This is a genomic window from Zobellella endophytica, assembly GCF_003012775.1.
Taxonomy (GTDB): domain Bacteria; phylum Pseudomonadota; class Gammaproteobacteria; order Enterobacterales; family Aeromonadaceae; genus Oceanimonas; species Oceanimonas endophytica.
Window position 1 is genome coordinate 1 of record NZ_PXYG01000007.1, and the last position, 25012, is coordinate 25012.

Here is a 25012-nt window from a genome sequence, read left to right on the forward strand (position 1 = left end):
TGCGAGTGCCCACACAGTTTGCTTGATAGATTGTTAAAGAGCGTTGACCTGGTGTTGGTCAGGGCTGCGTATTCTACGCCGTCCTTTTGATTCGTCAAGCGTTAAAACCGAAGTTTTTACCGCTTGTGACCGCGGCGGGTTGCGCCGTGTCAGTGGATGCGCATTATAGGCAGCCGCGCTTTTTGCGCAAGGGCTTTTTTAATAAAAAACATCGCTAGCCTAATTTTCGACCACAAACCTGCTATTACTCTATTTTTATAGTTTCAGGCCAGCCATGCGCAACCGGCCGCACTTAATACAGCCTGCTTTGGCGGATGCAGCCTCGCCCGCCTTGGGGTAAGATAGCGCCCCTTTTTTACCCCCCTTCAGCTTGGAGAATTGAATGCCTTTTTCCCTCGGCCAGCGTTGGATTAGCGATACAGAAACCGATCTGGGACTGGGAACCATTGTCGCCATCGATGTGCGCATGGTAACCATGCTATTTCCTGCCTGCGGTGAAAACCGCATGTATGCCAGGGACGATGCTCCCGTGACCCGGGTCATGTTTAATCCCGGTGATACCATCAGCAGCCATGAAGACTGGGAACTCGAAGTAGAGTCGATTACCGAGCAGGATGGCCTGCTGACTTACCACGGTACCCGCCTGGACAATGGCGAGCAGACCGGCCTGAAGGAAACCTTTCTCAACCACTTCATCAAGCTGAACAAACCCCAGGAACGGCTCTTTGCCGGCCAGATCGACAAAATTGGCCGTTTCAACTTGCGTTACCAGGCACTGATGTATCAGTTCAACCAGCGCCGCTCTTCCCTGCGGGGCCTGGCCAGCGGCCGGGTGAGCCTGATCCCCCATCAGTTGCACATCGCTCGGGAAGTGGGCAGCCGCTATGCCCCTCGGGTATTGCTGGCCGATGAAGTGGGCCTGGGAAAAACCATCGAAGCCGGCATGATCATCCAGCAGCAATGGCTCTCCGGACGGGCCAGCCGCATTCTGATCCTGGTGCCCGATGCGTTGATCCACCAGTGGCTGGTGGAAATGCTGCGCCGTTTCAACCTGCACTTCGCCCTGTTCGATGAAGAACGCTGTGTCGAGGCCTTTGCCGACGCCGCCAATCCTTTTGATACCGAACAGCTGATCCTGTGCAGCCTCGACTTTATTACCAAGAAACGGAAACGCTTCGAGCAACTGCTCGACAGTCAGTGGGATCTGCTGGTGGTGGACGAGGCCCATCACCTGGTGTGGGACGCGGAGCAACCCAGTCGAGCCTATGAGGTGGTGGAAGCGCTGGCCGAGCAAATCCCGGGGGTATTACTGCTCACCGCTACCCCGGATCAGCAGGGTCACGAGAGCCACTTCGCCCGCCTGCGCCTGCTCGACCCAGAGCGTTTCTACGACTACGACGCTTTCCTGGCGGAAGAGGAAGACTATCAGCCGCTGGCGCAAGCGGCGGAAGCCCTGCTTTCCGAGGCCCCGCTGGATGAAGCGGCCATCGCCCGCCTGGCACCCTTTATGGACGGTCAGGACGTCGACATCCTGAACGACGCCACCGCTCGTCAGCAATTGCTGACCCAGTTACTCGATCGCCACGGCACCGGTCGCCTGCTGTTTCGCAACACCCGCCATGCCATCAAGGGCTTTCCTTCCCGGCAGCTGCATCTGCACCCCCTTCCCCTGCCCAGCCAGTACAAGACCGCTATCCGGGTGGCCGGCATGATGGGCAGCCATCAGGACACCGCCGCCCAGGCCCTGCAGGCACTCTATCCGGAAGAAATCTACCGCCAGTTCGAGGGCGGCGACAGCGCCTGGGCCCAGTTCGACAGCCGAGTGGAATGGTTGCTGGAGTTCACCAAAGCCAAGCGCAACGACAAGATCCTGATCATCACCGCCAAGGCCGGGGTAGCGCTGGCTCTGGAGGAAGTGCTGCGCACCCGCGAAGGGATCCGCGGCACCGTGTTCCACGAGGGGATGTCGCTGCTGGAGCGGGACAAGGCCGCCGCCTACTTCGCCCAGCAGGAAGGGGGCGCCCAGGTGATGATCTGCTCGGAAATCGGCTCCGAGGGTCGCAACTTCCAGTTCGCCCACCAGCTGGTGCTGTTTGATCTGCCGCTGAATCCGGATCTGCTGGAACAGCGCATCGGCCGCCTCGACCGTATCGGCCAGCAGCATGATATCGACATTCACCTGCCCTATCTCGAAGGCACGGCGCAACAGGCGCTGACCCTGTGGTATCACCAGGGCATGGATGCCTTCAGCAAACCCAATGCGGTCGGCCAGCCGGTCTACCAGCAGGTGGCCGAACGCTTGCTGGAGCTGCTGGCCAACCACGGCCAGGATCGGGAAGCCCTGGAACAGCTGATCGCCGACACCCGCGCCCTGACCCTTGAGCTGAACAGCCAGATGGAGCAGGGCCGGGATCGGCTGCTGGAGCTGAATTCCAGCGGCGTTATCCATAACCACAGCCTCGCCAGCGAACTGGCCGAGGCCGACGAGGATCCCACCCTGGCGATCTTCGCCATCAAGCTGTTCGATGAAGTGGGGGTGCATCAGGACGACAAGGGCGAAAACATGATCGTGGTCCGTCCCACCGAACAGATGCTGGTTTCCCACTTCCCCGCCCTGCCCGAAGACGGCGCCAGCATTACCTTCGATCGGGAAACGGCGCTGAGCCGCGACGACCTGCAATTCCTGAGCTGGGATCACCCGATGATCCGCGGTGGCATCGATCTGGTGCTGGGGTCGGAAATCGGCACCACCTCGGTGGCCATCCTCAAGAACAAGGCGTTGCCGGTCGGCACCCAGTTCGTGGAGCTGGTGTTCGTGGCCGAATCGGCCCATAACGCCCAGCTGTATCGCTTCCTGCCGCCGGCCCCGATCCGCCTGCTGCTCGACAAGAACGGCAATAACCTGGCGGACAAGGTCAGCTTCGAATCCTTTGATCGGCAACTGAGCGCGGTCAACCGTCACCTGGCCAGCAAGCTGGTCAACGCCTCCCAGACGGTAATTCACCAATTGCTGCAGGCCGCCCAGCCCGTGGCGGAACAGCAGATGATCCAGTTGGTGGAGCAGGCCAGAGCACAGATGCACGAGTCCATCGGCCAGGAGCTGGGCCGCCTGCAACAGCTGGCCAAGGTCAACCCGAACGTACGTGACAGCGAACTCGGCCACCTGCAGGAACTGAAAACGGAGCTGGACAACCTGCTCAGCCATACCCGCTTAAAACTGGACGCGATTCGGTTTATTGTGGTCAGCCATCAATAAGGGACGATACCACCATCATGGTTTTGCTGCGTTACGATCCGCCCACGGCTCCCCAGTTCGAGGTGCTGTACCAGGACAACAGCCTGATTGTGCTGAACAAGCCAAGCGGGCTGCTGACCGTGCCCGGCCGGGAGCTTGTTCACCGGGACAGCCTGTCCTACCGGGTACAACGGGTCTATCCCACGGTACAGGTGGTGCACCGGCTGGACATGGCCACCTCCGGGGTCATCGTCATGGCCCTGCACCCCAAGGCCCACCGGGAGCTCAACCGGCAATTCCGCGAGCGGGAAACGGCCAAGCGCTACTACGCCTGGGTCTATGGCCGCCCGGAGCAGGACGGTGGCAGCATAGCGCTGCCGCTGTGCTGCGACTGGCCCAACCGACCCCGGCACATGGTCAGCCTCGAACATGGCAAGCACGCCCTCACCCACTGGCGCTGTCTCAAACGGCTCGCCGATCGCAGCCTGCTGGAGCTGACGCCGATCACCGGGCGATCCCATCAGCTGAGGGTGCACATGCTCAGCCTGGGCCACCCCATACTGGGCGACAACCTGTATGCACAGGGCCCGGCCCTGGAGATGGCGCCCCAGTTGCAGCTGCATGCGGCCCTGCTGGAGTTTCGCCATCCCAGGACCAAACAGTGGCTCAGTTTCAGCACCACGGCCCCCTTTTCCATGGAGTAGCCTATGGCCCGGACAGGATGGCGTGCCGGCATATTGATCTTGCTGAGCCTGCTGGGCGGCTCGGCCGCCTGGGCCCGTCTCGACTGGACGGCCTTCGAGCAATACCGGTCGCCGTCGGCGCTGCTGTATTTTGAAACGCCACGGCCACGGGCGGAAGGCAGCCTGCTGATCTGGCCCGAGCTGAGCCAGCCGCACCTCTGGCTGGCCATGGCCGAATACTGGCAGCGGAAGGGATGGGACTTCATCCTGTTACTACCGGATGCCAGCCAGCAGGCCTTTGATCCGGCCACCGAAGCCCCCTCCCCGGTGCAGCGCCAGTGGCTGGTCCGGCAGGGAGAACGCCTGCAGGACGCCCTGGCCGACACTGATCCGGAGCGGCGCCTGCTGGTACTGGTGCAGGGCAGTGCCGCCCTCTGGTATCAACAGCTGGTGGACGGGGGCACACTGAGCACCCCCGATGCCCTGGTGGTGTTCGATGCCCATCCCCGGCCGAGTGCGCAACAACGCATGCTGGCCATCAGCCTGGCCCGCAGCCCCTATCCGGTGCTGGATATCGACAGCCGGCCCCGGGAGCCCCTGAGCCGCCTCAACCAACAACGCCGCCGACAGCAGAGCGAGCAACAGGAAAAAGCCGATTACCAGATGGAATTATTAACCGGGCATGCCCTGCTGGAAAGGCAGATCGCGGGCTGGCTGGTCCGTCTGGGCTGGCTGCCGCTGCCGCCAGGCGCACCCGATTACCTGAAAGGAAAACGCAATGAAGCTGGTATTTCTAGACCGACAGACCCTGGCCCCGGACGTTAAGCTCCGCTCCCCGGACTTTGCCCACCAATGGCAGAGCTTCCAGCACACCGCCCCCGAGCAGGTGGAGGAACGCCTGCAGGATGCGGACATCGCCATCGTCAACAAGGTCCGCCTCAAGGCCGCCACCCTGGCCCGGCTGCCCCGGCTGAAACTGGTGGCCATCGCCGCCACCGGCAGCGATAACGTCGATCTGGCCGCCTGCCGTGCCGCCGGCATCAGGGTGTGCAACATTCGCGGTTACTCGGAAAACTCGGTGCCGGAGCATGCCCTGGCGCTGATCATGGCGCTGAACCGCAGCATCACCGCCTACCATGCCTCGGTCATCGCTGGCCGCTGGCAACAGGCCGGGCAGTTCTGCTATTTCGACTATCCGGTGCGGGATCTGGCCGGACAGACCCTGGGGCTGGTCGGCTACGGCACCATCGCCCGGGATCTGGAGCGGCTGGCGACGGCACTGGGGATGAAGGTCATGGTCGCGGCCCGCAAGGGCCAGCCGGCCGGCGAAGGCCGCCTGGCCTTCGACGAGGTGCTGGCCCGAGCCGATGTGCTGAGCCTGCACTGCCCGCTGACCCCGGAGACCCGCAACCTGATAGGCCCCCGTGAACTCGCGCTGATGAAATCCGACGCCCTGCTGATCAATGTCGGCCGTGGCGGCCTGGTGGACGAGAGCGCCCTGCTGGCGGCCCTGGAAAACGGAACCATCGGTGGCGCCGGCTTCGATGTGGTCACCCAGGAGCCACCGGCGCCGGACAACCCGCTGCTGCAGGCCCTGCGTTACCCCAATTTTATCCTGACCCCCCACGTGGCCTGGGCCAGCCATTCGGCCATGCAGCGGCTGGCGGATCAGTTGATCGACAATATCGAGGCCTTTGTGGCCGGCAGGGCGCAGAACTGTTTGGTGTAAGCGAAGGGGTGAGGGGCCAAGCATGGCATCGCTTAACACTTCCCCCCTGCCACCCATTCAACGAATATTGCGCGCCGCCTTGATGGTTTCCCAGGCCTGCTGAATGTCCTGGGCCTTTTCCTTGGCCATGTCCATCATCTCCTTCGGCAGGCCCTGGGCCACCAGCTTGTCCGGGTGGTGCTTGGACATCTGCCGGCGATAGGCTTTCTTGACGGTGGCGTCGTCGGCGCCGGCCTCCACCTCCAGGATACGGTAGGCGTCGCGCAGCCTGTCCTCCGCCGGCCGCTGTTGCCGCCTGCCCGTCTGCTGTCCGTTGCGGAACATGTGCAGCTGGGCCTCGGCAAAGGCCAGCAACTGCTCCAGTTCATGCTCGGAGAACCCCAACTCGGCGGCGATGACGTGCAACAAACGGCGTTCGGCCGGGTGCAGTCCGCCGTCGGCAAAGGCCAGCTGCAGCTGCACCTCCATGAAGAAGCGCAGCAGGTTGCGGCTGTCCTTCACCTGAGCGCGAAAGCGACGCAGGGTGTCAGCCAGGGGAAAGTCGCTTTCCTTGCCTTCCCGAAACGCCTGCTGGGCCCGGCTGCGCAGCTCGCCCTGCAGCCGCATCTGCGTCATCAGGTGTTCGGCCAGCCGGATTTCTTCACTCGATACCTGGCCGCTGGACTTGGCAATATGTCCCATGGTGGCGAAGGTGGCATAGAGAAACTCGGCCTGGGCACTCTTATTGAACTGCCAGGCATTGGCCAGTTTCTTGTCGACCAGATGCCCCAGCCACAGGCCGAGCAGGGCACCGGGAATATTGCCGATCAGCAGCCCGAACAGAAAGCCGATCAGTTTGCCTTTGATATGGGCCAGCATTCAGCGCCCTCCCGCCCGCACCGGCCGACGGACCGGGCAGGATGTCAAAGGAGAAAGGTGCGGCCTCGACAGCGATGGCCAGTGATGGAAGGATGGTTTCATCGAGCGTGTCCGGGTTCAGAAAAGTGTTGTAAAAGCAGGGCCATAGTGCTGACAGCGAGAATGCATTATCATAGCCAGCTACCATAAAGTAATGACACCAAAAGCTCAACCAGCCTTAACCCCGCGATCAGGGCGGTGTCGCCAAGATCAGGAACGCGAGCGTCAACCCATGAGAATACGGATTATCGGCTTTCCCCTGCTGTTTGTCTCCGGCCTGGCCCAGGCCCAGAGCGACGCCATTGTCGCCGACAATGACGCCCCCTTTTCTTTCAGCCGCTGTTTCAGCCATGTGCCGCTGCGGGTCGACAGCACCGAAAACGACACCGATGCCCCCATCACCGTGACCGCCGAGGTGCTCAATGCCACCCGCGAGGGCAAGATCCTCTACCGGGGCGATGTGCAGGTCAACCAGGCCCGGCGCAGCTTCAGTGCCGACTACGCCGAGCTGGAGCAGCAGAGCCGCGACGTCAGGGCCGAGGGCAATATCCGCTACAGCGACGGCACCATCACGGTGGAAAGCGACGGCCCCCTCAGCGGCAACCTCGACACCAGGGACACCGAGCTGGAGCAGGCCCGTTACCAGTTGCACGGCAATCCCGGCCGGGGGGAAGCCGGCCGGGTGCGGATGACCGACAACACCAACAGGGTCGATCTGAACGGCGCCAGCTATACCACCTGCCCCCCCAACGAGGAAGCCTGGCAACTCAGGGCCAGCTCGGTGCAGGTAGAGCAGGATAAGGTGTTCGGCGAGGCCTGGAACGCCGTCCTGTGGCTGGGAGAAGTCCCGGTGTTTTATTTTCCCTACATCAAGTTCCCGGTCAAGGACGAGCGCCAGAGCGGCCTGCTTTACCCGTCCTTCGACATCAGCAGCGAAAGCGGCACCGATATCCGCCAGCCTTTTTACTGGAACATCGCGCCCAATTACGACGCCACCATCACGCCCCGTTACATGGAACGACGCGGCACCATGGCCCAGCTGGAGTTTCGCTACCTGCCGGTGGAAGGCCAGAGCGGCACCCTCTACGGTGAATACCTGAGCAGCGACGACAAGCTGAGCGATACCGAGTGGCGCGACGACGCCCGCTGGCTGTTCAACTGGCAGCACAGCGCCCGCTTCGATGCCGAGGGCCACTGGCGCGGACAGATCGATTACACCAAGGTGGCCGGCTGGGATTTCGCCTATGTGGACGATTTTTCCCCCCCGGTGGGCGTCCTGGTCGACGACCAGCTGCTGCAGTCCTTTCAGGGCGGCTATTACGACCGCAGCTGGCAGCTGACCGCCGAGATGCGCGATTATCAGATCCTCAAACCGGACCGGCTCAGCCCCTTCGAACTGGCCCCCAGCCTGACGCTGACCAGCTACCGCGGCATGGGCAGTATCGATCTCGCCTTCGACTCCGAACTAACCCGGTTCGGCAACGACGCCCAGGACATCTATGAAGCCACCCGCTTCCATGCCGAGCCCAGGCTGATCTACTCGGTCATCGACCAGCCCGGCGCCCAGCTGACCGCCGATGCCGGCGCCTACTATACCCACTACGAGCAGGATGTGCCTGATCGGCTGAACGATCACTACAGAAATAAACTGGGCTTTAATTCTGAAGAGCTGGACAGCAGCGTCGACCGGTTGCTGCCCCGGTTGCGGCTGAATGGCACCCTGGTGTTCGATCGCGACACCCGCTGGTTCGGCCAGGATTTTACCCAGACCCTCGAGCCCCAGCTTCAGTATCTGTATGTGCCGTACAAGGAGCAGGACCATATCGGCCTGTACGACACCACCGATATGCGCCAGGACTACTACAGCCTGTTCAGCGATCGCCGTTTTGCCGGCCTGGACAGGATCAGCGACGCCAACCAGCTGACCGCCGGCTTCTCCAGCCGGATCTACGACGACAGCGGCACCGAACGCCTGCGCCTGGCACTGGCCCAGTCCTACAACTTTACCCCGCCCCGGGTCCGGCTGTTTCCGGGCGATACCCCGAGCGACACCAACCGCTCCTTTCTGACCTTCGAGGGCGATTTGAACCTCGACGGCAGCTGGTTCATCCATTCTGAAGCCCAGCAGGATACCCGTAACAACCGGCTGGCGGCAGGCAACCTCACCCTGGAATACAACGAGCAGGGCAAGCTGGCTCAGCTCGGCTTCCGCCACCTCAACCGGAACTACTTCAGCGACGCCAGCCTGGAAAAGGATCTGAACCAGCTCGGCGGCACCTTTTCCTGGCCACTAGACCCGCAATGGCGCCTGATTGGCGGTTATTACCGGGATATTGAACTCGATCGCAATATCGATACTCTGATAGGGTTGCGCTACGACTCCTGCTGTTGGGCCGTCAGCCTGGTATGGGAGCAATGGCAGAAAGAGGACAAGCTGACAAACCGCCCGGATGCGATACAGGAAACCAGTATCGGTTTACGTTTCGAACTGAAAGGGTTGAGCTCGGTCGGAACCGGAAGCGGCGAGTTCAAGCCGGGTACCCAGCTGTTGCCTTACTATCGTCCGTTCAATCTCAACAACTGAATTCTTACTGTGCACAGGACCTGTCATGAACAAAAGATGTAAACAACTGCTTATCGCCGCCGGCCTGAGTCTGGTGACGGCCACCAGCCAGGCGGTTGAACTGCTGGATAAGGTGGTCGCTGTCGTCAATCAGGATGTGGTGCTGGAAAGCCAGCTCTCGGGTCTGGTCAATCAGGTCCGGCAGAGCGCCCGGGCCGCCGGTCAGCCCTTGCCGGAAGAGCAACTGCTGCGCAAGCAGGCGCTGGAACGTCTCATCCAGGAAAGCCTGCAGCTGCAGCTGGCCGAACGCCTGGGGCTGCGCATCACCGACACCCAGCTGGAGCAGGCCCTGGCCAATATCGCCCGCGGCGAGGGCAAGAGCCTCGAGCAGCTGCGGGCCGACGCCGCGGCCGAGGGCCTGAGCTACAGCCAGTTCCGGGAGCAGGTGCGCAACGAAATCCTGCTGAGCGAGCTGGCCCGCAACCAGGTTCGCCGCCGCATCAACATCTCCGATCAGGAAGTCAAACAGGTGGTGCAGATGATCAAGGAGCAGGGACAGAGCAACACCCGTTACCGGGTCGGCAATATCCTGCTGCCGCTGCCGTCCAGCCCCAGCAGCGAACAGCTGCGCCAAGCAAGCAGCCGGGCCGAGCAGTTGATCACCCAACTGAAACAGGGCGCCGATTTCCGCCAGTTGGCCATCGCCCACAGTGCCGGTCCCAAGGCGTTGGAAGGCGGCGACTGGGGCATGATGGGCATCAACGAAATGCCCTCGTTGTTCAGTGAAGCCGTGAAGAATTACGGCAAGGGTGATATCATCGGGCCCATTCGCTCCGGGGCCGGCCTGCATATCCTGACCATCTTCGATACCGAGGGCGGAACGGCGCAAACGGTGCAGGCAGTGGAAGTCAAGGCCCGCCATATCCTGATCAAGCCTTCGATCATCATGAGTGAGGAAAAGGCCCAGTCGATGCTGGCCGGCTTTGCCCGCGCCATCCGTTCGGGCGAAACCTCGATGACAGCACTGGCCGAGCAGTATTCCGAAGATCCCGACTCCGCCATCAACGGCGGCGACCTGGGCTGGGCCGCGCCCGAGATGTACGTCAGCGCCTTTCGCGATACCGTCAACCGGCTTGAGGTCGGCCAACTGAGCGAACCGTTCCGCTCCGAACACGGCTGGCACCTGGTGCAGCTGGAAGACCGGCGGGTGACGGACGCCACCGAACAGGCGACGGAGCAACGCGCCTACCAGTTGATCTTTAATCGTCGCTTTACCGAAGAAGTGCAGACCTGGCTGGACGAGCTGAGGGACGAAGCCTATATCCGTATTGTCGACACCAATTTATCCGACGGTGAACTGTGATTTGTAAACGCATAGCGATAACCCCCGGCGAGCCCGCCGGCATCGGGCCTGAGCTGATGCAGGCTCTGGCGGAACACGACTGGCCGGTGGAGCTGGTGGTGATCGCCGATCCCGAGCTGCTGCAGAGCCGCGCCCAGACGCTGGGCAAGCAGTTGACCCTGCTGCCCTACCACCCCGAGCAGCCGCCGCGGCCGCAAAAGGCCGGCACCCTGACCATAGCGCCGGTCCGGCTGGCCAAGCCGGCGGTGCCCGGCAAGCTGGATGAGGCCAACGGCCTCTACGTGTTGGAAACGCTGAAACGCGCCTCCGACGGCAACATGAACGGCGAATTCGAGGCCGTGGTCACCGGCCCGGTCAACAAGGGCATCATCAACAAGGCCGGGGTGTCTTTCAGCGGCCATACCGAGTTTTTTGCCCAGCAGGCCAATGTGCCGGACGTGGTGATGCTGCTGGCCACCCCCGGCCTGCGGGTCGCCCAGGTGACCACCCATATCCCGCTGGCCTATGTGGCCAGGGCCATTACCTCCGACCGGCTCGGCAAGATCACCCGTATCCTGCATGCGGAGCTCAAGGCCAAGTTCGGCATCGCCAACCCGCGTATCTATGTGTGCGGGCTCAACCCCCATGCCGGCGAAGACGGCCACCTGGGGCGTGAGGAGCTGGACATCATCATCCCGACCCTGGACGCGTTACGCACCGAGGGCATGGATCTGGTGGGCCCCTTGTCGTCGGACACCGTGTTCCAGGAAAAATACATGAAGGATGCCGATGCCTTCCTGGCCATGTACCACGATCAGGGGTTGCCGGTGCTGAAATACATCGGCTTCGGCAAGGCGGTGAACATCACCCTGGGGTTGCCGTTCATCCGCACCTCGGTGGATCACGGCACCGCGCTGGAACTGGCCGGCACCGACAAAATCGATGCGGGCAGCATGCTGTGCGCAGTTAATCAAGCCATTGAAATGATAGAAAAACGCGATGAATAGTAAGGTTCACCAGGGCCACAAGGCCCGTAAGAGATTTGGTCAGAATTTTTTGCACGATGACTACATCATTGACCAGATAGTCAATGCTATTCATCCCAGCGACGACTTCACCATGATCGAGATCGGCCCCGGCCTGGGCGCCCTGACCGGCCCGGTCTGCGCTCACGTAAGCCGCCTCAACGTGGTGGAACTGGATCGGGACCTGGCGGCACGGCTGGCGACCCATCCTTTCCTGAAGGACAAGCTCAGCATTCACCAGGCCGACGCCATGAAGTTCGACTTCGGCACACTGAAGGAGCCCGGCAAGAAGCTGAAGATTTTCGGCAACCTGCCCTACAACATTTCCACCCAACTGATGTTCCACCTGTTCGAGTTCGCCCCGCTGGTGGAAGACATGCATTTCATGCTGCAGAAGGAAGTGGTCAACCGGCTGGCGGCCGGCCCCGGCAGCAAGGCCTACGGCCGGCTGAGCGTGATGGCCCAGTATTATTGCCAGGTGGTGCCGGTGCTGGAAGTCGGGCCCGACGCCTTCAGGCCCGCGCCCAAGGTTGAATCGGCGGTGGTCAAGCTGCTGCCCTACGACACGCCCCCTTTTCCCGCCAGGGACATGGCCTGTCTGTCGCGGGTGACCGCCGATGCCTTCGGCCAGCGCCGCAAAACCATCCGCAACAGCCTGCAGCACCTGTTCCGCGCCGAACAGCTGAGCGAGCTCGGCCTGGATCCGTCCACCCGCCCCGAGCAATTGACCCTGGATCAGTACGTGACCCTGGCCAATGCCCTGGCCCAACAGAAGGAATAACCATGCTGCCCGGTACCATCCACATCACCACGGCCCCCCAATATCTGGCGGACAGATCCGCGCCGGATGAGCAGCATTATGTGTTTGCCTATACCATCACCATCAGAAACAACGGCACCCAGCGGGTTCGCCTGCTGGGCCGGCGCTGGGTCATTACCGATGCCAATGGCAAGATAACGGAAGTCCAGGGCAGTGGCGTGGTCGGAGAACAGCCCAGGATAGCGCCGGGCGAACAGTATACCTATACCAGCGGCGTCAGCCTGGAGACCCCGGTCGGGGTGATGGAAGGCAGCTATACCATGGCCCTGGACGATGGCCGGGAATTCCAGGCCCCCATCGACGCCTTCCGGCTGGCCTTGCCGAACCTGATCAACTGATGGCCAGCTACCTGATTGGCGACCTGCAGGGCTGCCTGAAAGAGCTCGATCTGCTGCTGGCCCAGGTCGCCTTCAACCCGTCCAGAGACACTCTCTGGCTGACCGGGGATCTGGTCGCCCGCGGGCCGGACTCCCTCGGCTGCCTGCGCCGGGTCATCGGACTCGGCAACGCCGCCACGACCGTGCTCGGCAACCATGACCTGCACCTGCTGGCCATCGCCCACGGTATCGGCCGCCCCAAACCGGCGGACCGGATCGACGATATCCTCCACGCCGCCGACCGCGCGGATCTGTTGTACTGGCTGCGGCACCAGCCGCTGCTGGCGGAGCATGAGCAACAGGGCTTCGTGATGACCCACGCCGGCATACCGCCGCAGTGGGACCTAGAGCAGGCCCGCACGGCCGCGCGCAGGGTGGAAGCGGAGTTAAGCTCGGACCAGTACCGACAGCGGCTGCGGCAGATGTACGGGGATCAGCCGGATCACTGGCGTGATGATCTGTCGCCCCTCGAACAGCTGCGCTTCAGCATCAACGCCTTTACCCGCATGCGCCTGTGCCATCCGGACGGGCGTCTCGACTTTGCCAACAAGGCCACCCTGGCCGAGGCGCCGGAAGAGCTGCAACCCTGGTTCAGGCTGCGTGCCGGCTATCAGGATCCGCCACTGGTGTTCGGCCACTGGGCCGCATTGGAAGGGGAATGCGACATCGCCGGCATCCATGCGCTGGATACCGGCTGTGTCTGGGGTGGCAGCCTGACCCTGCTGCACTGGGAAAGCGGGGAGCGCCTCAGCACCCCCTGCCCGGCTTACGCCGGCTGAGTACGCTCCAGCAGCTGAAAGCGGCAGGCGTAGGCATTGCGCTCATCCGCCGGGAGCTGCTGCTCCGACACCAGGCGCCATTCCTCCCCCACCTCGGGAAAGTAGGTGTCGCCCGCCAGGCTGGTGTCGATCCGGGTCAGGTAGAGCCGGCTCGCCAGCGGCATAAGGGCCCGGTACAGCTGGCCGCCACCGATCACCATGACTTCCTCCTCGGCGGCCAGCAGCCGGAGCGCCTCGGCCGGAGACGCCACCACTTCGGTTCCGGCGGGCGCCTCGTCCAGGGTGCGGCTGATGATGACATTGCGCCGCCCCGGCAGGGGCTTGCCGATGGAGGCGAAGGTGTTGCGCCCCATCAGCACCGGCTTGCCCAGGGTGGTACGCTTGAAATAGGCCAGATCCCCCGGCAGGTGCCAGGGCATCCGGTTTTCCCTGCCGATGACCCGCTCCCGGGTCATCGCCACGATCAGCGACAGCCTCATGCCTTACTCCCGGGTGTAGATGACATGACCGTCGTCATCGTCATCTTCATCGTCCCAGTCGTCATCGTCGTCATCCGCTTCGGACAGCTTGGCCTGATGGTACTCGTCCCACTTGAAGTTGACCGGCTCGATGGCCTGCTGCAATTCTTCCTTGCTGCGCGGGTGCTCGTCGAGGAAGCCCATCAACGCCTGGGTCAACTCCCGGGTACCATCCTTGCTGATGGCGCAGATGCGGAACACCGGCCCTTGCCAGTCAAGCATTTCGATCACCCGCTCGATGATCTCGTCGGCTTCTTCTTCCAGCACCAGATCCAGCTTGTTGAATACCAGCCAGCGCGGCTTGGCCGCCAGCTCTGCGCTGTATTGCGCCAGCTCATTGACGATGATGTCGGCATTGTCGGCCGGATCCGAGCCGTCCACCGGTAGCACATCGATCATGTGCAGCAATACCCGGCAACGCTCCAGATGCTTGAGGAAACGGATACCCAGGCCGGCGCCGTCGGCAGCCCCTTCGATCAGGCCGGGAATATCCGCCACCACGAAGCTCTTCTGGCCATCACAGCGCACCACCCCGAGGTTGGGCACCAGGGTGGTAAAGGGGTAGTCGGCGACCTTGGGCTTGGCGGCGGAAACGGAGCGGATAAAGGTCGACTTGCCCGCGTTGGGCAGCCCCAGCAGGCCCACGTCGGCGAGCAGCAGCAGTTCCAGCAGCACATTGCGCACTTCGCCCGGGGTGCCGTTGGTCTTTTTCCGCGGTGCCCGATTGACCGAGCTCTTGAAGCGGGTGTTGCCAAGGCCGTGAAAACCGCCCTTGGCGATCAGCAGTTTCTGGCCATGGCGGGTCAGATCACCAAGGATCTCACCGGTCATCTCGTCCTTGGCCCGGCTACCGACCGGTACCGTCAGCACCAGATCCTTGCCGCGCTTGCCGGTACAGTTGCCGCCGCGACCGTTTTCACCGCGTTCGGCCCGGTGAAAACGCTCGAAGTGATAGTCGATCAGGGTATTGAGGTTCTCATCGGCGAGCAGATAGACATCGCCGCCATCGCCACCATCCCCCCCATCGGGGCCCCCGTTGGGGATGTATTTTTCCCGGCGGAAGCTGACACAGCCATTCCCACCGTCACCGGCTTCAATCCGGATCTCCGCTTCATCGACAAATTTCATTGCATTGCTCTCCCATTCGCTTGCTGCGACCAGTATATCCGGCCGGAACGCCGAATGACGCCTTTCTGTAATGCAAAAAGCCCCGCCGGTTGGCGGGGCTTTGATCTGGTCTGCCAGTAGCTTATTCGGCTACGATGCTGACGTATTTACGGTTGTTCGGACCTTTAACCTCGAACTTCACCTTGCCGTCGGCTTTGGCGAACAGGGTATGGTCTTTGCCCAGGCCAACGTTGTCGCCGGCATGGAACTTGGTACCGCGCTGACGAACGATGATGTTGCCCGCCAGGACAGACTCACCGCCGAAGCGCTTAACGCCAAGACGTTTACTTTCTGAATCGCGACCGTTACGAGTTGAGCCGCCTGCTTTTTTGTGTGCCATGGAACTTAACTCCTCTCTTAGGCGCTGATACCAGTGATTTTCACTTCAGTGAACCACTGACGGTGACCCTGCTGTTTGCGAGAGTGCTTACGACGACGGAACTTGACGATCTTGACTTTCTTGCCGCGACCGTGAGCAACCACTTCGGCCACTACCTTGCTGCCGTCTACATAGGGAACACCAACTTTAACGTCTTCACCTTGGGCAACCATCAGTACTTTGTCGAACTCGACAGAAGCACCGGTTTCAACGTCCAGCTTTTCCAGACGAACAACCTGGCCTTCGGCTACACGGTGCTGTTTTCCGCCGCTTTGGATTACCGCGTACATGTTTATAACTCCGAATATGGCACTTTTACCCTCTTCGGGCCGTGCACTAAAACTGTTCTACAATGGCCGCGCATTGTACGCAAATTGATCCCCTTAGACAAGGGCGGATCGGCAAAAAAATCACAGTTTCCGGGATTCTGGCCATCGCCGTCCCGGGCGGGTTTATCCCTTTGACAAATCGTGTAAAATCCTAGCATCCATGGCTTTACAGTGCACCGTCCGGCTTCATTTTATGGTAGATATCAACAAGGTAAAACAACTGACCGAGCAGGACATGCAATCGGTTGACTCGCTGATCATGTCGCGGCTGCAATCGGACGTGGTCCTGATCAACCAGCTCGGGTACTACATCGTCAGTGCCGGCGGCAAACGCATGCGTCCGTTGCTGACGGTGCTGGCCGCCCGCGCCCTCGGTTATGGCGGCGACGCCCACCTCAAGCTGGCCGCCATCATCGAGTTCATCCACACCGCCACCCTGCTGCACGACGACGTGGTGGACGAGTCTGATCTGCGCCGGGGCCGGGATACCGCCAACGCCCTGTTCGGCAACGCCGCCAGCGTCCTGGTGGGTGATTTCCTCTATACCCGCGCCTTTCAGATGATGACCGAGCTGGACAACATGAAGATCATGCATATCCTCAGCGACGCCACCAACATCATCGCCGAAGGCGAGGTGCTGCAGTTGATGAACTGCAACGATCCGGACACCACCGAAGCCAGCTACATGCAGGTGATCTACTGCAAGACCGCCAAGCTGTTCGAAGCCGCCACCCGCCTGGCCGCCGTGCTGACCCACCAGCCACCGGAGATAGAGCAGGCCATGCTGGATTACGGCAAGTACCTGGGCACCGCCTTCCAGCTGGTGGATGACATCATGGACTACAGCTCGGACGCCAGCGACATGGGCAAGAACGTGGGCGACGACCTGGCCGAGGGCAAACCCACCCTGCCGTTGCTGCGCGCCATGGCAATCGGCGACGCCGCCCAGCGTGAACGGATCCGCGATGCCATCGCCAATCGTACCGGCCTGGATCACCTGGATGAAATCATGGCCATACTGGCCGATACCCGGGCGCTGGAATACAGCCGCGGGCGGGCCCAGCAGGAAGCCGACAAGGCCATCGCCTGCCTGACGGTACTGCCCGATTCGGAACACAAGACGGCGCTGGAAGCCTTGGCGCACATGGCGGTGGAACGTACCCGCTGAGCCGGGCCCCTAGCCCACCGGAAACGGGCCTGGCGGTGTGAAGCGAAGGGCTGCCAGTTAAAAACGCCAGTCATCGGACTGGCGTTTTTTATGGCGTTACGTCTTGGCTCAGGCTTCGAACGGATGACGCAAGATCATGGTTTCGGCACGATCCGGACCGGTAGAGATGATGTCCACCGGTACACCGGTGATCTCTTCAATGCGCTTGATGTAATCGCGGGCCGCCTGGGGCAGGCCTTCCACCGCGGTCACGCCGAAGGTGTTGTCACTCCAGCCGGGCATGGACTCGTACACCGGCTTGACGGTTTCATAACCTTCCGCCGCCATCGGCGGTACGTCTTTCACCGAGCCGTCGGGCATCTGGTAGCCCACGCAGATCTTCACTTCTTTCAGGCCGTCGAGCACATCCAGCTTGGTCAGGCAGAAGCCGGAGATGGAGTTGACTTGGATGGCCCGCTTCATCGCCACCGCATCGAACCAGCCGGTACGACGCTTGCGGCCGGTAGTGGCGCCAAACTCGTGGCCTTTCACGCCCAAATACTCGCCCACCTCGTCGAACAGCTCGGTGGGGAAAGGACCTGAGCCGACCCGGGTGGTGTAAGCCTTGACGATACCCAGCACATAATCCAGGTAGCAGGGGCCGAAACCGGAGCCGGTGGCCACACCGCCGGCAGTGGTGTTGGAAGAGGTCACATAGGGGTAAGTGCCGTGGTCGATGTCCAGCAGGGTGCCCTGAGCCCCTTCGAACATGATTTTCTCGCCGTTCAGGCGGGCCTTGTCCAGCATGTCGGTCACATCGACCACCATGCTGGTGAGCAGTTCGGAATAGCCCCTGGCCTGCTCCAGCACCTCGTCGTAAGACACCGCTTCGGCACCGTAGAAGCCGGTGAGCTGGAAGTTGTAGTAGGCCACCACTTCTTTCAGCTTGTCGGCGAAGGAGGCCATGTCGAACAGGTCGCCGACGCGCAGGCCGCGGCGGGCCACCTTGTCTTCATAGGCCGGACCGATGCCACGACCGGTAGTGCCGATGGCCTTGGCGCCACGGGCTTTTTCCCGGGCGATGTCCATGGCCACATGGTACGGCAGGATCAGCGGACAGGCTTCGCTCAGCACCAGGCGCTCGCGTACCGGAATGCCGCTGTCCTCGAGACCGGCCATTTCCTTCAGCAGGGCTTCGGGCGACAGCACCACGCCGTTGGCGATCACACAGGTACAGTTGTCACGCAGAATACCGGAGGGGATCAGATGGAGAACGGTTTTCTTACCGTCAATGACCAGGGTATGGCCGGCATTGTGGCCTCCCTGATAACGTACAACATAACGGGCTTTGTCAGTCAGCAGGTCGACGACCTTACCCTTGCCTTCGTCACCCCACTGGGTGCCTAGTACAACAACGTTTTGTCCCATTTTCACTAACTGTTGAGTTGTTAAAAATGGAGTCTAACAAATTTTGACCAAGGTCGGAATAATCGAAGCAGGAGATCGGGGGAAAAAATCGCGCAGAAAAAAGCCCGGTTGCCCGGGCTTGGTATCATCAGTTGATCCCCGATGGATTCTTCAGGAAACGGAAGAAGTCGCCTTCCGGTTTCAGGATCATCATGTCGCCGCCTTGCTCGAAGCTCTTGCGATAGGCTTCGAGGCTGCGAATGAAGGAGAAGAACTCCGGATTAGCCGAGTAGGCGTTGGCGTAGATCCGCGCCGCCTCGGCATCCCCTTCACCACGCAGGGTGCGGGAATTACGCTGGGCTTCGGCGATCATCACCGTCACCAAACGATCCGCCTCGGCCTTGATCACCTCGGCCTGTTCGCGACCTTCGGATCTGTGCTCCCTGGCCACAGCGGTCCGCTCGGCGCGCATCCGCTGGTAGATGGAGCTGGACACCTCGGTCGGCAGGTTGATCTGCTTGATTCGTACGTCCAGCACCTCGATCCCCAGTTCGGAGGACGACTCCAGCAGGCCCTTCAACGCACTTTCCATCACATCGCCCCGCTCGCCGGAAACAATGTCGCGGATGGTGCGGCTACCGATCTCGGAACGCAGGCTGTTGTTGATCCGCCGACGCAGCAGGCTTTCCGCCTGCAGGCGATTACCGCCACCGGTGGCCAGGTAGTACTGGGCAAAGTTGTCGATCCGCCACTTGACGTAGGAGTCGATGATCAGATCCTTTTTCTCGGAGGTGACGAAACGGTCCACCTGGTCGTCCAGGGTCTGCACCCGGGAGTCGAGCTTGCGTACCTGATCGATCATCGGCACCTTGAAGTGCAGGCCGGGCTGGTACACGGTCGGCAGCTCGGAGTCCTGCTCGCGCTTGACCTTACCGAATTGCAGCACTATGCCCCGCTCGCCCTCGGCCACCACGAATATCGAGGAGTAAAGCAGGATGGCAAACAGGGCAAGAACCACGATTAATACTCTTTTCATCGCTTAGTTTCTCCCCGTTGTCGGACGAATGCTGTTTCTGTCTGAGCTCGGTCTCAACTGGCCGCTGTCCTGACTGGAGGACACATTGCCGTTGAGGTAGTCAGAGGTAATGATGTTGGGATCCACCCTGGCTGCCCGGCTGGCCTGTTGTTCCATCATCTTGTCCAGCGGCAGGTAGAGCAGGCTGTTGTTGCCATCCGGCGTGTCCACCACCACCTTGTTGACCTTGCTGTAGATCTCTTCCATCGTCTCTAGGTAGATACGCTCACGAGTCAGCTCGGGTTGCAGTTGGTACTGGGGCAGCAGCTCGCGGAAGCGGGCTACTTCACCCTCGGCCCGCAAGGCGATCTGCTCCTTGTAGGCCTCGGCTTCCTGCAACAGGCGCTGGGCCTGACCACGGGCCTTGGGCTCGATCTCCCGGGCATAGGCTTCGGCTTCCCGGATAAAGCGCTGCTCGTCTTCCTGGGCGGCGATGGCGTCATCGAAGGCATCCTTCACTTCCTCCGGCGGACGGGCCGGCAGGAAGTTCAGATCCAGGATCATCAGCCCCAGCTGATAGGGTTCGATGATGGTTTCCAGCAGTTCACGGGTTTCCTGACGGACCCGCTCACGGCCGACCGTCAGCACGTCGTCCATGGTGCTGTGACCCACCACATAACGCAGGGCACTGTCGAGCGCCTGATGCAGGCTGTCGTCGGCGTTGGTGACGTTGAACAGATAGTCACGGGGCTCGATCACCCGGTACTGCACGTCCATTTCGACGCGTACCAGGTTTTCATCCCGGGTCAGCATAAAACCGGAGGCCGGCTGGGAACGCACCGTTTCCACATCCACCGGATAGACCCGGTCGATAAAGGTGGCTTTCCAGCTCAAGCCCGGCTCCACCGTTTGGTAGAACTTGCCGAAACGCAGCACCACACCGCGCTGGGCTTCGCCGATGGTGTAGAAGCCACTGACCACCCACACCACCACGGCGATCACCAGCGCCACCACAATACCGAAAGAGCCGATACCGCCGCCACCGCTCCCGGAGCCACGGCTGCCCAGCAGCCCCCCTAATTTACTACTCAGGTTACGAATCACCTGATCCAGATCTGGCGGGCCTTGATGTTTGCCGTTATTCCCCCAAGGGTCACGGTCTTTGCCACCATTTCCAGGCTCATTCCAAGCCATGTGTATCTCCGTCTTTCTGGTTTGTGAAGTAACTTTACCAAGCAATCAACCGCTTATAAAGCGCTCTAGCTGTTCGCCTTCCTGTTTGACCAGTCGTTGCCAGTCCGCATGCTGCAGCCGGATGTCGACCACGAACTCGCCATGCTCGCCAAACGACTCGGCCACCACTCCGTTCAGGGCATAAAGCCGGCTGCGTAGCTTCGCCGCCGAGGGCGGCAGGGTCAACCGGTGCTCGACCAGTACCCCGGCCAGCAGACGATTCAAGGCCTCAAGTAGGCCGTCGATCCCGGTGTCCTGTTGCGCCGACAGCCACACCGAGCGCGGCTGGCCTTGTTCGTCGTCCTCGATACGGGGCGTGGGCTGCTCCAGCTTGTCTATTTTGTTGAACACCATCAGCACCGGCACGTCATCGGCGTCGATCTGCTCCAGTACCGCCTTGACCTCGTGGATGTTGTCCTGCATCTGTTCATCGGCGCAGTCCACCACGTGCAGCAATAAATCCGCATCACGGGTTTCCTGCAAGGTCGCCTTGAAGGCCGCGATCAGATCGTGGGGCAAGTGGCGGATAAAACCGACAGTGTCGGCCAGGATCACCGTGCCGGCATCGGGCAGTTCAATCTTGCGCAGGGTGGGATCCAGGGTGGCAAACAGCTGATCCGCGGCATAGACCCCGGCCTGGGTCAGCCGATTGAACAGGGTCGACTTGCCGGCGTTGGTGTAGCCGACCAGGGACAGGGTGGGGATCTCGTTGCGCTGCCGCGCCCTGCGCCCCTGTTCACGCTGGCGGGACACCTTCTCCAGCCGTTTCTGGATGTATTTGATGCGCTCGCGCAGCAACCGACGATCCGTCTCCAACTGGGTTTCACCCGGCCCGCGCAGACCGATCCCGCCTTTCTGCCGCTCGAGGTGGGTCCAGCCCCGCACCAGCCGGGTAGACAAATGGCGCAGCTGGGCCAGTTCGACCTGCAGCTTGCCCTCGTGGGTGCGGGCGCGCTGGGCGAAGATATCCAGGATAAGACCGGTTCTGTCCAGCACCCGGCACTTGACCTCCCGCTCCAGGTTGCGCTCCTGAGCCGGGCTCAGGCTGTGGTTGAAGATCACCACGTCCGCCTGGTGCATCTGCACCAGGGTGGCCAGCTCTTCCACCTTGCCGGTGCCAATAAAAAACTTGGACTGGGGGGCTCCCCGGCTCGAGGTCACCACCGCACAGGTACTGACCCCGGCGGAATCGGCCAACAGTTCGAGCTCGTCGAGCGCTTCCCGTTCACTGTCGTCGGCAAAATTGATATGAACCAAAATGGCGGACTCACCACCTTGATAACGCTCAAACAAGGGGGCTCCTCCATCGTGTCGATAGCCTGCCTGGCACTGCTACGCGGCATGGATAAAAGTGGCGATAATTCAAGTTCAGTCTTGACCCTGCTCAGATTCGGGCTGATCCGGGCCGCCGGTCGACGGTGCCTGGTGATGTACCGGCCTGGCCGGTACCACGGTGGAGATCGCATGCTTGTACACCATCTGACTGACGGTGTTTTTCAGCAGGATCACGAATTGGTCGAAAGATTCAACCTGCCCCTGCAGCTTGATGCCGTTTACCAGATAAATAGAGACGGGGATCCGCTCACGTCGCAGCGCATTCAAAAACGGGTCCTGAAGAGATTGTCCCTTAGCCATCTTGTTGTCCTTATCTTTTGTAATAGTGGAAAATTGTTATTGTTGTATTTCATTATGAGCCTGCCGGACCCGCTCAACCAGGTCGCGACCCGCCGCGTTGTTATCGGTATCCAGCCAGTGCAGATCCGGCCATCCCCTGAGCCAGGTGAGCTGCCGCTTGGCGAGTTGTCGGGTCGCGGCGATACCCCGCTCCGTCATTTCATCATAGCCGACAACCCCGTCCAGGTAATCCCACATTTGGCGATAGCCCACGCAGCGGATGGAGGGCAGATCGGGGTGCAGATCACCGCGCCGGTACAGCGCCCTCACCTCCTGTTCGAAGCCCCTGTCCAGCATCAGGCGAAAGCGCTCGGCAATGCGCCGGTGCAGCTCGGCCCTCTCCCTGGGTGCAATCGCGAACTGTAACACTTTGTAAGGCAGGGAATCACCCTTGTGCCGTGTTAATTCTGTGAGCGTTTTACCGGAAATACGAAAAACCTCCAGCGCCCGGGACAACCGCTGCGGATCGTTGGGATGAATACGGGCCGCGGAGACGGGGTCGATCGCCGCCAACTGGCGGTGCAACGCCTCCCAGCCCAGTTGTGCCGCTTCCTGTTCAATCCGTGCCCGCACCGCGGCATCGGCGCCGGGCAGGGGCGAGAGCCCATCCAGCAGCGCTTTGAAATAGAGCATGGTGCCCCCTACCAGCAGCGGGATCCGGCCGGCGGCGGTGATCTCCGCCATCGCCGCCAGCGCATCGCGACGAAAATCGGCCACGGAGTAGGCCTCTTTGGGATCCAGCAGATCGATCAGCCGGTGGGGCGCCAGCGCCTGTTCCGCCGCGCTCGGCTTGGCCGTGCCGATATCCATGCCACGATAGACCAGTGCCGAGTCGACGCTGATCAGCTCGCAGGGCAGTTCACGGCACAATGCCATGGCCATATCGGTCTTGCCCGAGGCCGTTGGCCCCATCAAAAAGACTGCCAGGGGCTTAGTCCCCATCCATCCACCTATCTAGTTGTTGCTCCAGGGAGACTGCCTGGAGAAAAGGCAGCTCGTCCGGCGATGCCGGCAACAGCGCCTGCAATCCCTGCCACAGCGCCACCGCCTCGGCCATCGACCAGGATGCCGGCACCGTACTGCCCTGCCGCGCCAGCCACTGGCACAGCGCCTCGGGCCGACGGTCTTCTTCCCCCTGCAGCCGCTCCAGCAACACGGGAAACAGCCGGGCCAGATCCGCATGACGCAACGGCTGCGGCACCCGGGTCAGGATAATGGTGTCTTTACCCCCGCTTTTCAACTCCAGCCCCAGGGTGTGCAGCAAGGGAGCATGCAGCTCCAGCGCCGCCTTCTGCCCCTGGTCCAGGGGAATGCTGATCGGCAACAGCAGCGGCTGCGGGGTGAGCCCCTGTTGCCAGACGTCGAGCAGGGCCCGGCCATCCCGGTAGGCCCTGGCGCCATTCAGATCACAGAGCCAGAGCCGCTGCCGATGCAGCACCACCAGCACCCGCTCCCGCATCACCATCAGCGGCTGGCTGTCGGAGGCCGGGGCCGCCACCGGCGACGGCGTCGTGGCCGGTCGCTCGGGCGCCAGGGTGGTCAGCAGGCTGTTCATGCCCTGCCACTCCCGGCGGCCGATACCGCTGCCGGCACCGTAGCCATGGGACGGCGTCTGAAACGCCGGAGCAGAGCGGGGCGACGAGCCCTCGTCGTAATCGGCGCGGGGCTCTTCGGAAAACGCGGCCCTGGCCGCCGGCACCGGCTCCAGCGCCTGGGCCAGCACCTGGTAGATGAAATCGTGGACCAGCCGGGACTGGTGGAAGCGCACCTCATGCTTGGCCGGATGCACGTTCACATCCACCTCCCGCGCATTCAGCTCCAGGTACAGCACAAAGGCCGTATAGCCGTCCGCCGGCAGCCGCTCGCCATAGGCCTGGCGCACCGCGTGGTTGAGCAGCTTGTCGCGCATCATGCGGCCGTTGACGTAGGTATACTGCAGGTCCGGCTGGGGGCGGGCCGCCTCCGGCGGCGACAGCCAGCCCCACAGGCGCAACCCATGGTGTTCGCTGTCGAGCCGTAGCGCCGAGGCGATAAAGGCCGGTCCACACACCGCCGCCAGGCGCTTGTCCTGCTGCGACGGCAGCTTGCCCGCCCGGTACTGGCGCACCGGCTTGCCGTTGTGCCTGAGGGTCAGGTTGACATCGAACCGACTGAGCGCGATGCGCCGGATCACCTCGTCGATATGGCCGAACTCGGTTTTTTCCGTGCGCAGGAACTTGCGCCGGGCCGGGGTGTTGAAAAACAGATCCGTCACCTCCACAGTGGTGCCGTCGGGGTGCGACGCCGGCTGGAGTTTGACCGCCATGTCCCGCCCTTCGGCCATCGCCTGCCAGGCTTCGGACTGCGCCGCCGGCTTGGAGGTCAGCACCAGCCGGGCCACCGAACTGATGGAGGCCAGCGCCTCACCCCTGAAGCCCAGGCTCAGGATCTGCTCCAGATCTTCCAGGGTGCTGACCTTGGAGGTGGCGTGACGCGACAACGCCAGAGTCAGTTCGTCCCTGGCGATGCCGCCGCCGTTGTCGCGGATGCGGATCAGCTTGGCACCGCCCTTTTCGATATCCACCTCGATGCGGGTAGCACCGGCATCCAGGCTGTTTTCCACCAGTTCCTTGACCACCGACGCCGGCCTTTCCACCACTTCGCCGGCGGCTATCTGGTTGGCCAGCCGTGCTGGCAATATCTGAATCGGCATA

Annotated in this window: 23 protein-coding genes; 11 read left to right on the plus strand and 12 right to left on the minus strand. The window is 61.9% G+C overall.

Translation table 11 applies throughout. From position 1 onward, the window contains the following. Positions 1 to 382 precede the first annotated feature (382 nt). Genes rapA through C7H85_RS14545 form a run of 4 tightly spaced genes read left to right on the plus strand, consistent with a single transcriptional unit; the run spans position 383 to position 5647 of the window. Positions 383 to 3256: an RNA polymerase-associated protein RapA gene (gene rapA, locus C7H85_RS14530; RefSeq protein WP_106730424.1), complete on the plus strand. Its 2874-nt coding sequence runs from the start codon at positions 383 to 385 to the stop codon at positions 3254 to 3256. 23 nt (positions 3257 to 3279) lie between these two features. Beyond that, complete coding sequence (locus tag C7H85_RS14535) at positions 3280 to 3939, plus strand: pseudouridine synthase (RefSeq protein ID WP_425445078.1); 660 nt, start codon at positions 3280 to 3282, stop codon at positions 3937 to 3939. A 3-nt stretch (positions 3940 to 3942) separates the two neighbouring features. Next, positions 3943 to 4743 carry a DUF3530 family protein gene (locus C7H85_RS14540; RefSeq protein WP_106730426.1) on the plus strand — a complete coding sequence of 267 codons (801 nt, stop codon included), beginning with the start codon at positions 3943 to 3945 and terminating at the stop codon, positions 4741 to 4743. Next, entirely contained in the window at positions 4697 to 5647 is a 951-nt protein-coding gene (locus C7H85_RS14545; RefSeq protein ID WP_106730427.1) for a D-2-hydroxyacid dehydrogenase, read from the plus strand. Before C7H85_RS14540 ends, C7H85_RS14545 begins: the two co-directional genes overlap by 47 nt. A 57-nt stretch (positions 5648 to 5704) precedes the next feature. On the opposite strand, the gene djlA is transcribed toward C7H85_RS14545, so the two are convergent. Next, positions 5705 to 6505: a co-chaperone DjlA gene (djlA, locus tag C7H85_RS14550; RefSeq protein ID WP_106730428.1), complete on the minus strand. Its 801-nt coding sequence runs from the start codon at positions 6503 to 6505 to the stop codon at positions 5705 to 5707. A 271-nt stretch (positions 6506 to 6776) separates the two neighbouring features. On the opposite strand from djlA, the gene lptD reads away from it, so the two are divergent. The 6 genes from lptD to C7H85_RS14580 are packed head-to-tail and all read left to right on the plus strand — an operon-like array spanning position 6777 to position 13450. Then, positions 6777 to 9128: an LPS assembly protein LptD gene (lptD, locus tag C7H85_RS14555; protein ID WP_106730429.1), complete on the plus strand. Its 2352-nt coding sequence runs from the start codon at positions 6777 to 6779 to the stop codon at positions 9126 to 9128. A gap of 25 nt (positions 9129 to 9153) precedes the next feature. Beyond that, positions 9154 to 10470, plus strand: a complete 1317-nt coding sequence (gene surA / locus C7H85_RS14560) for a peptidylprolyl isomerase SurA (protein WP_106730430.1) — start codon at positions 9154 to 9156, stop codon at positions 10468 to 10470. Next, the gene (pdxA, locus tag C7H85_RS14565; RefSeq protein WP_106730431.1) at positions 10467 to 11456 is read left to right on the plus strand and encodes a 4-hydroxythreonine-4-phosphate dehydrogenase PdxA; all 990 of its coding nucleotides are present in this window, start codon (positions 10467 to 10469) and stop codon (positions 11454 to 11456) included. The genes surA and pdxA overlap by 4 nt, the downstream gene beginning before the upstream one ends. After that, positions 11449 to 12255: a 16S rRNA (adenine(1518)-N(6)/adenine(1519)-N(6))-dimethyltransferase RsmA gene (gene rsmA, locus C7H85_RS14570; protein ID WP_106730432.1), complete on the plus strand. Its 807-nt coding sequence runs from the start codon at positions 11449 to 11451 to the stop codon at positions 12253 to 12255. Before pdxA ends, rsmA begins: the two co-directional genes overlap by 8 nt. Before the next feature lie 2 nt (positions 12256 to 12257). Beyond that, positions 12258 to 12632 (plus strand): Co2+/Mg2+ efflux protein ApaG, encoded by a 375-nt coding sequence (gene apaG / locus C7H85_RS14575; protein ID WP_106730433.1) that lies wholly within the window; start codon positions 12258 to 12260, stop codon positions 12630 to 12632. Beyond that, the gene (locus tag C7H85_RS14580) at positions 12632 to 13450 is read left to right on the plus strand and encodes a symmetrical bis(5'-nucleosyl)-tetraphosphatase (protein ID WP_106730434.1); all 819 of its coding nucleotides are present in this window, start codon (positions 12632 to 12634) and stop codon (positions 13448 to 13450) included. Before apaG ends, C7H85_RS14580 begins: the two co-directional genes overlap by 1 nt. Here the strand turns inward: C7H85_RS14580 and folA are convergent. From folA to rplU, 4 genes are all read right to left on the minus strand, one after another. Next, positions 13438 to 13929 carry a type 3 dihydrofolate reductase gene (gene folA, locus C7H85_RS14585; protein WP_106730435.1) on the minus strand — a complete coding sequence of 164 codons (492 nt, stop codon included), beginning with the start codon at positions 13927 to 13929 and terminating at the stop codon, positions 13438 to 13440. The two genes, C7H85_RS14580 and folA, sit on opposite strands and share 13 nt — an antisense overlap. Positions 13930 to 13932: 3 nt before the next feature. Beyond that, a complete protein-coding gene (gene cgtA, locus C7H85_RS14590) occupies positions 13933 to 15096 on the minus strand; it encodes an Obg family GTPase CgtA (protein WP_106730436.1) in 1164 nt (387 codons plus the stop codon). Between the two features lie 121 nt (positions 15097 to 15217). After that, positions 15218 to 15475 (minus strand): 50S ribosomal protein L27, encoded by a 258-nt coding sequence (rpmA, locus tag C7H85_RS14595; RefSeq protein ID WP_106730437.1) that lies wholly within the window; start codon positions 15473 to 15475, stop codon positions 15218 to 15220. Positions 15476 to 15492: 17 nt separating this feature from the next. After that, positions 15493 to 15804, minus strand: coding sequence for a 50S ribosomal protein L21 (gene rplU, locus C7H85_RS14600; RefSeq protein WP_106730438.1), 312 nt, complete (start codon positions 15802 to 15804; stop codon positions 15493 to 15495). A gap of 232 nt (positions 15805 to 16036) precedes the next feature. Here rplU and ispB point away from each other — a divergent pair, with 232 nt between their 5' ends. Further along, positions 16037 to 17011 (plus strand): octaprenyl diphosphate synthase, encoded by a 975-nt coding sequence (gene ispB / locus C7H85_RS14605; protein WP_106730439.1) that lies wholly within the window; start codon positions 16037 to 16039, stop codon positions 17009 to 17011. Positions 17012 to 17119: 108 nt separating this feature from the next. Here the strand turns inward: ispB and C7H85_RS14610 are convergent, their stop codons facing one another. The 7 genes from C7H85_RS14610 to mutL form a co-directional block, all read right to left on the minus strand. Beyond that, a complete protein-coding gene (locus C7H85_RS14610) occupies positions 17120 to 18418 on the minus strand; it encodes an adenylosuccinate synthase (RefSeq protein WP_106730440.1) in 1299 nt (432 codons plus the stop codon). 127 nt (positions 18419 to 18545) lie between these two features. Further along, positions 18546 to 19433, minus strand: coding sequence for a protease modulator HflC (gene hflC / locus C7H85_RS14615; RefSeq protein ID WP_106730441.1), 888 nt, complete (start codon positions 19431 to 19433; stop codon positions 18546 to 18548). Positions 19434 to 19436: 3 nt separating this feature from the next. Continuing rightward, positions 19437 to 20606, minus strand: coding sequence for an FtsH protease activity modulator HflK (hflK, locus tag C7H85_RS14620; RefSeq protein ID WP_106730442.1), 1170 nt, complete (start codon positions 20604 to 20606; stop codon positions 19437 to 19439). A 45-nt stretch (positions 20607 to 20651) separates the two neighbouring features. Then, a complete protein-coding gene (hflX, locus tag C7H85_RS14625; RefSeq protein WP_106730443.1) occupies positions 20652 to 21938 on the minus strand; it encodes a ribosome rescue GTPase HflX in 1287 nt (428 codons plus the stop codon). A 75-nt stretch (positions 21939 to 22013) separates the two neighbouring features. Continuing rightward, positions 22014 to 22280, minus strand: coding sequence for an RNA chaperone Hfq (hfq, locus tag C7H85_RS14630; protein WP_106730444.1), 267 nt, complete (start codon positions 22278 to 22280; stop codon positions 22014 to 22016). Between the two features lie 36 nt (positions 22281 to 22316). Continuing rightward, positions 22317 to 23261: a tRNA (adenosine(37)-N6)-dimethylallyltransferase MiaA gene (gene miaA, locus C7H85_RS14635; protein WP_106730445.1), complete on the minus strand. Its 945-nt coding sequence runs from the start codon at positions 23259 to 23261 to the stop codon at positions 22317 to 22319. Further along, positions 23251 to 25011, minus strand: coding sequence for a DNA mismatch repair endonuclease MutL (gene mutL, locus C7H85_RS14640; RefSeq protein ID WP_106730446.1), 1761 nt, complete (start codon positions 25009 to 25011; stop codon positions 23251 to 23253). The genes miaA and mutL overlap by 11 nt, the downstream gene beginning before the upstream one ends. Position 25012: the final 1 nt, after the last annotated feature.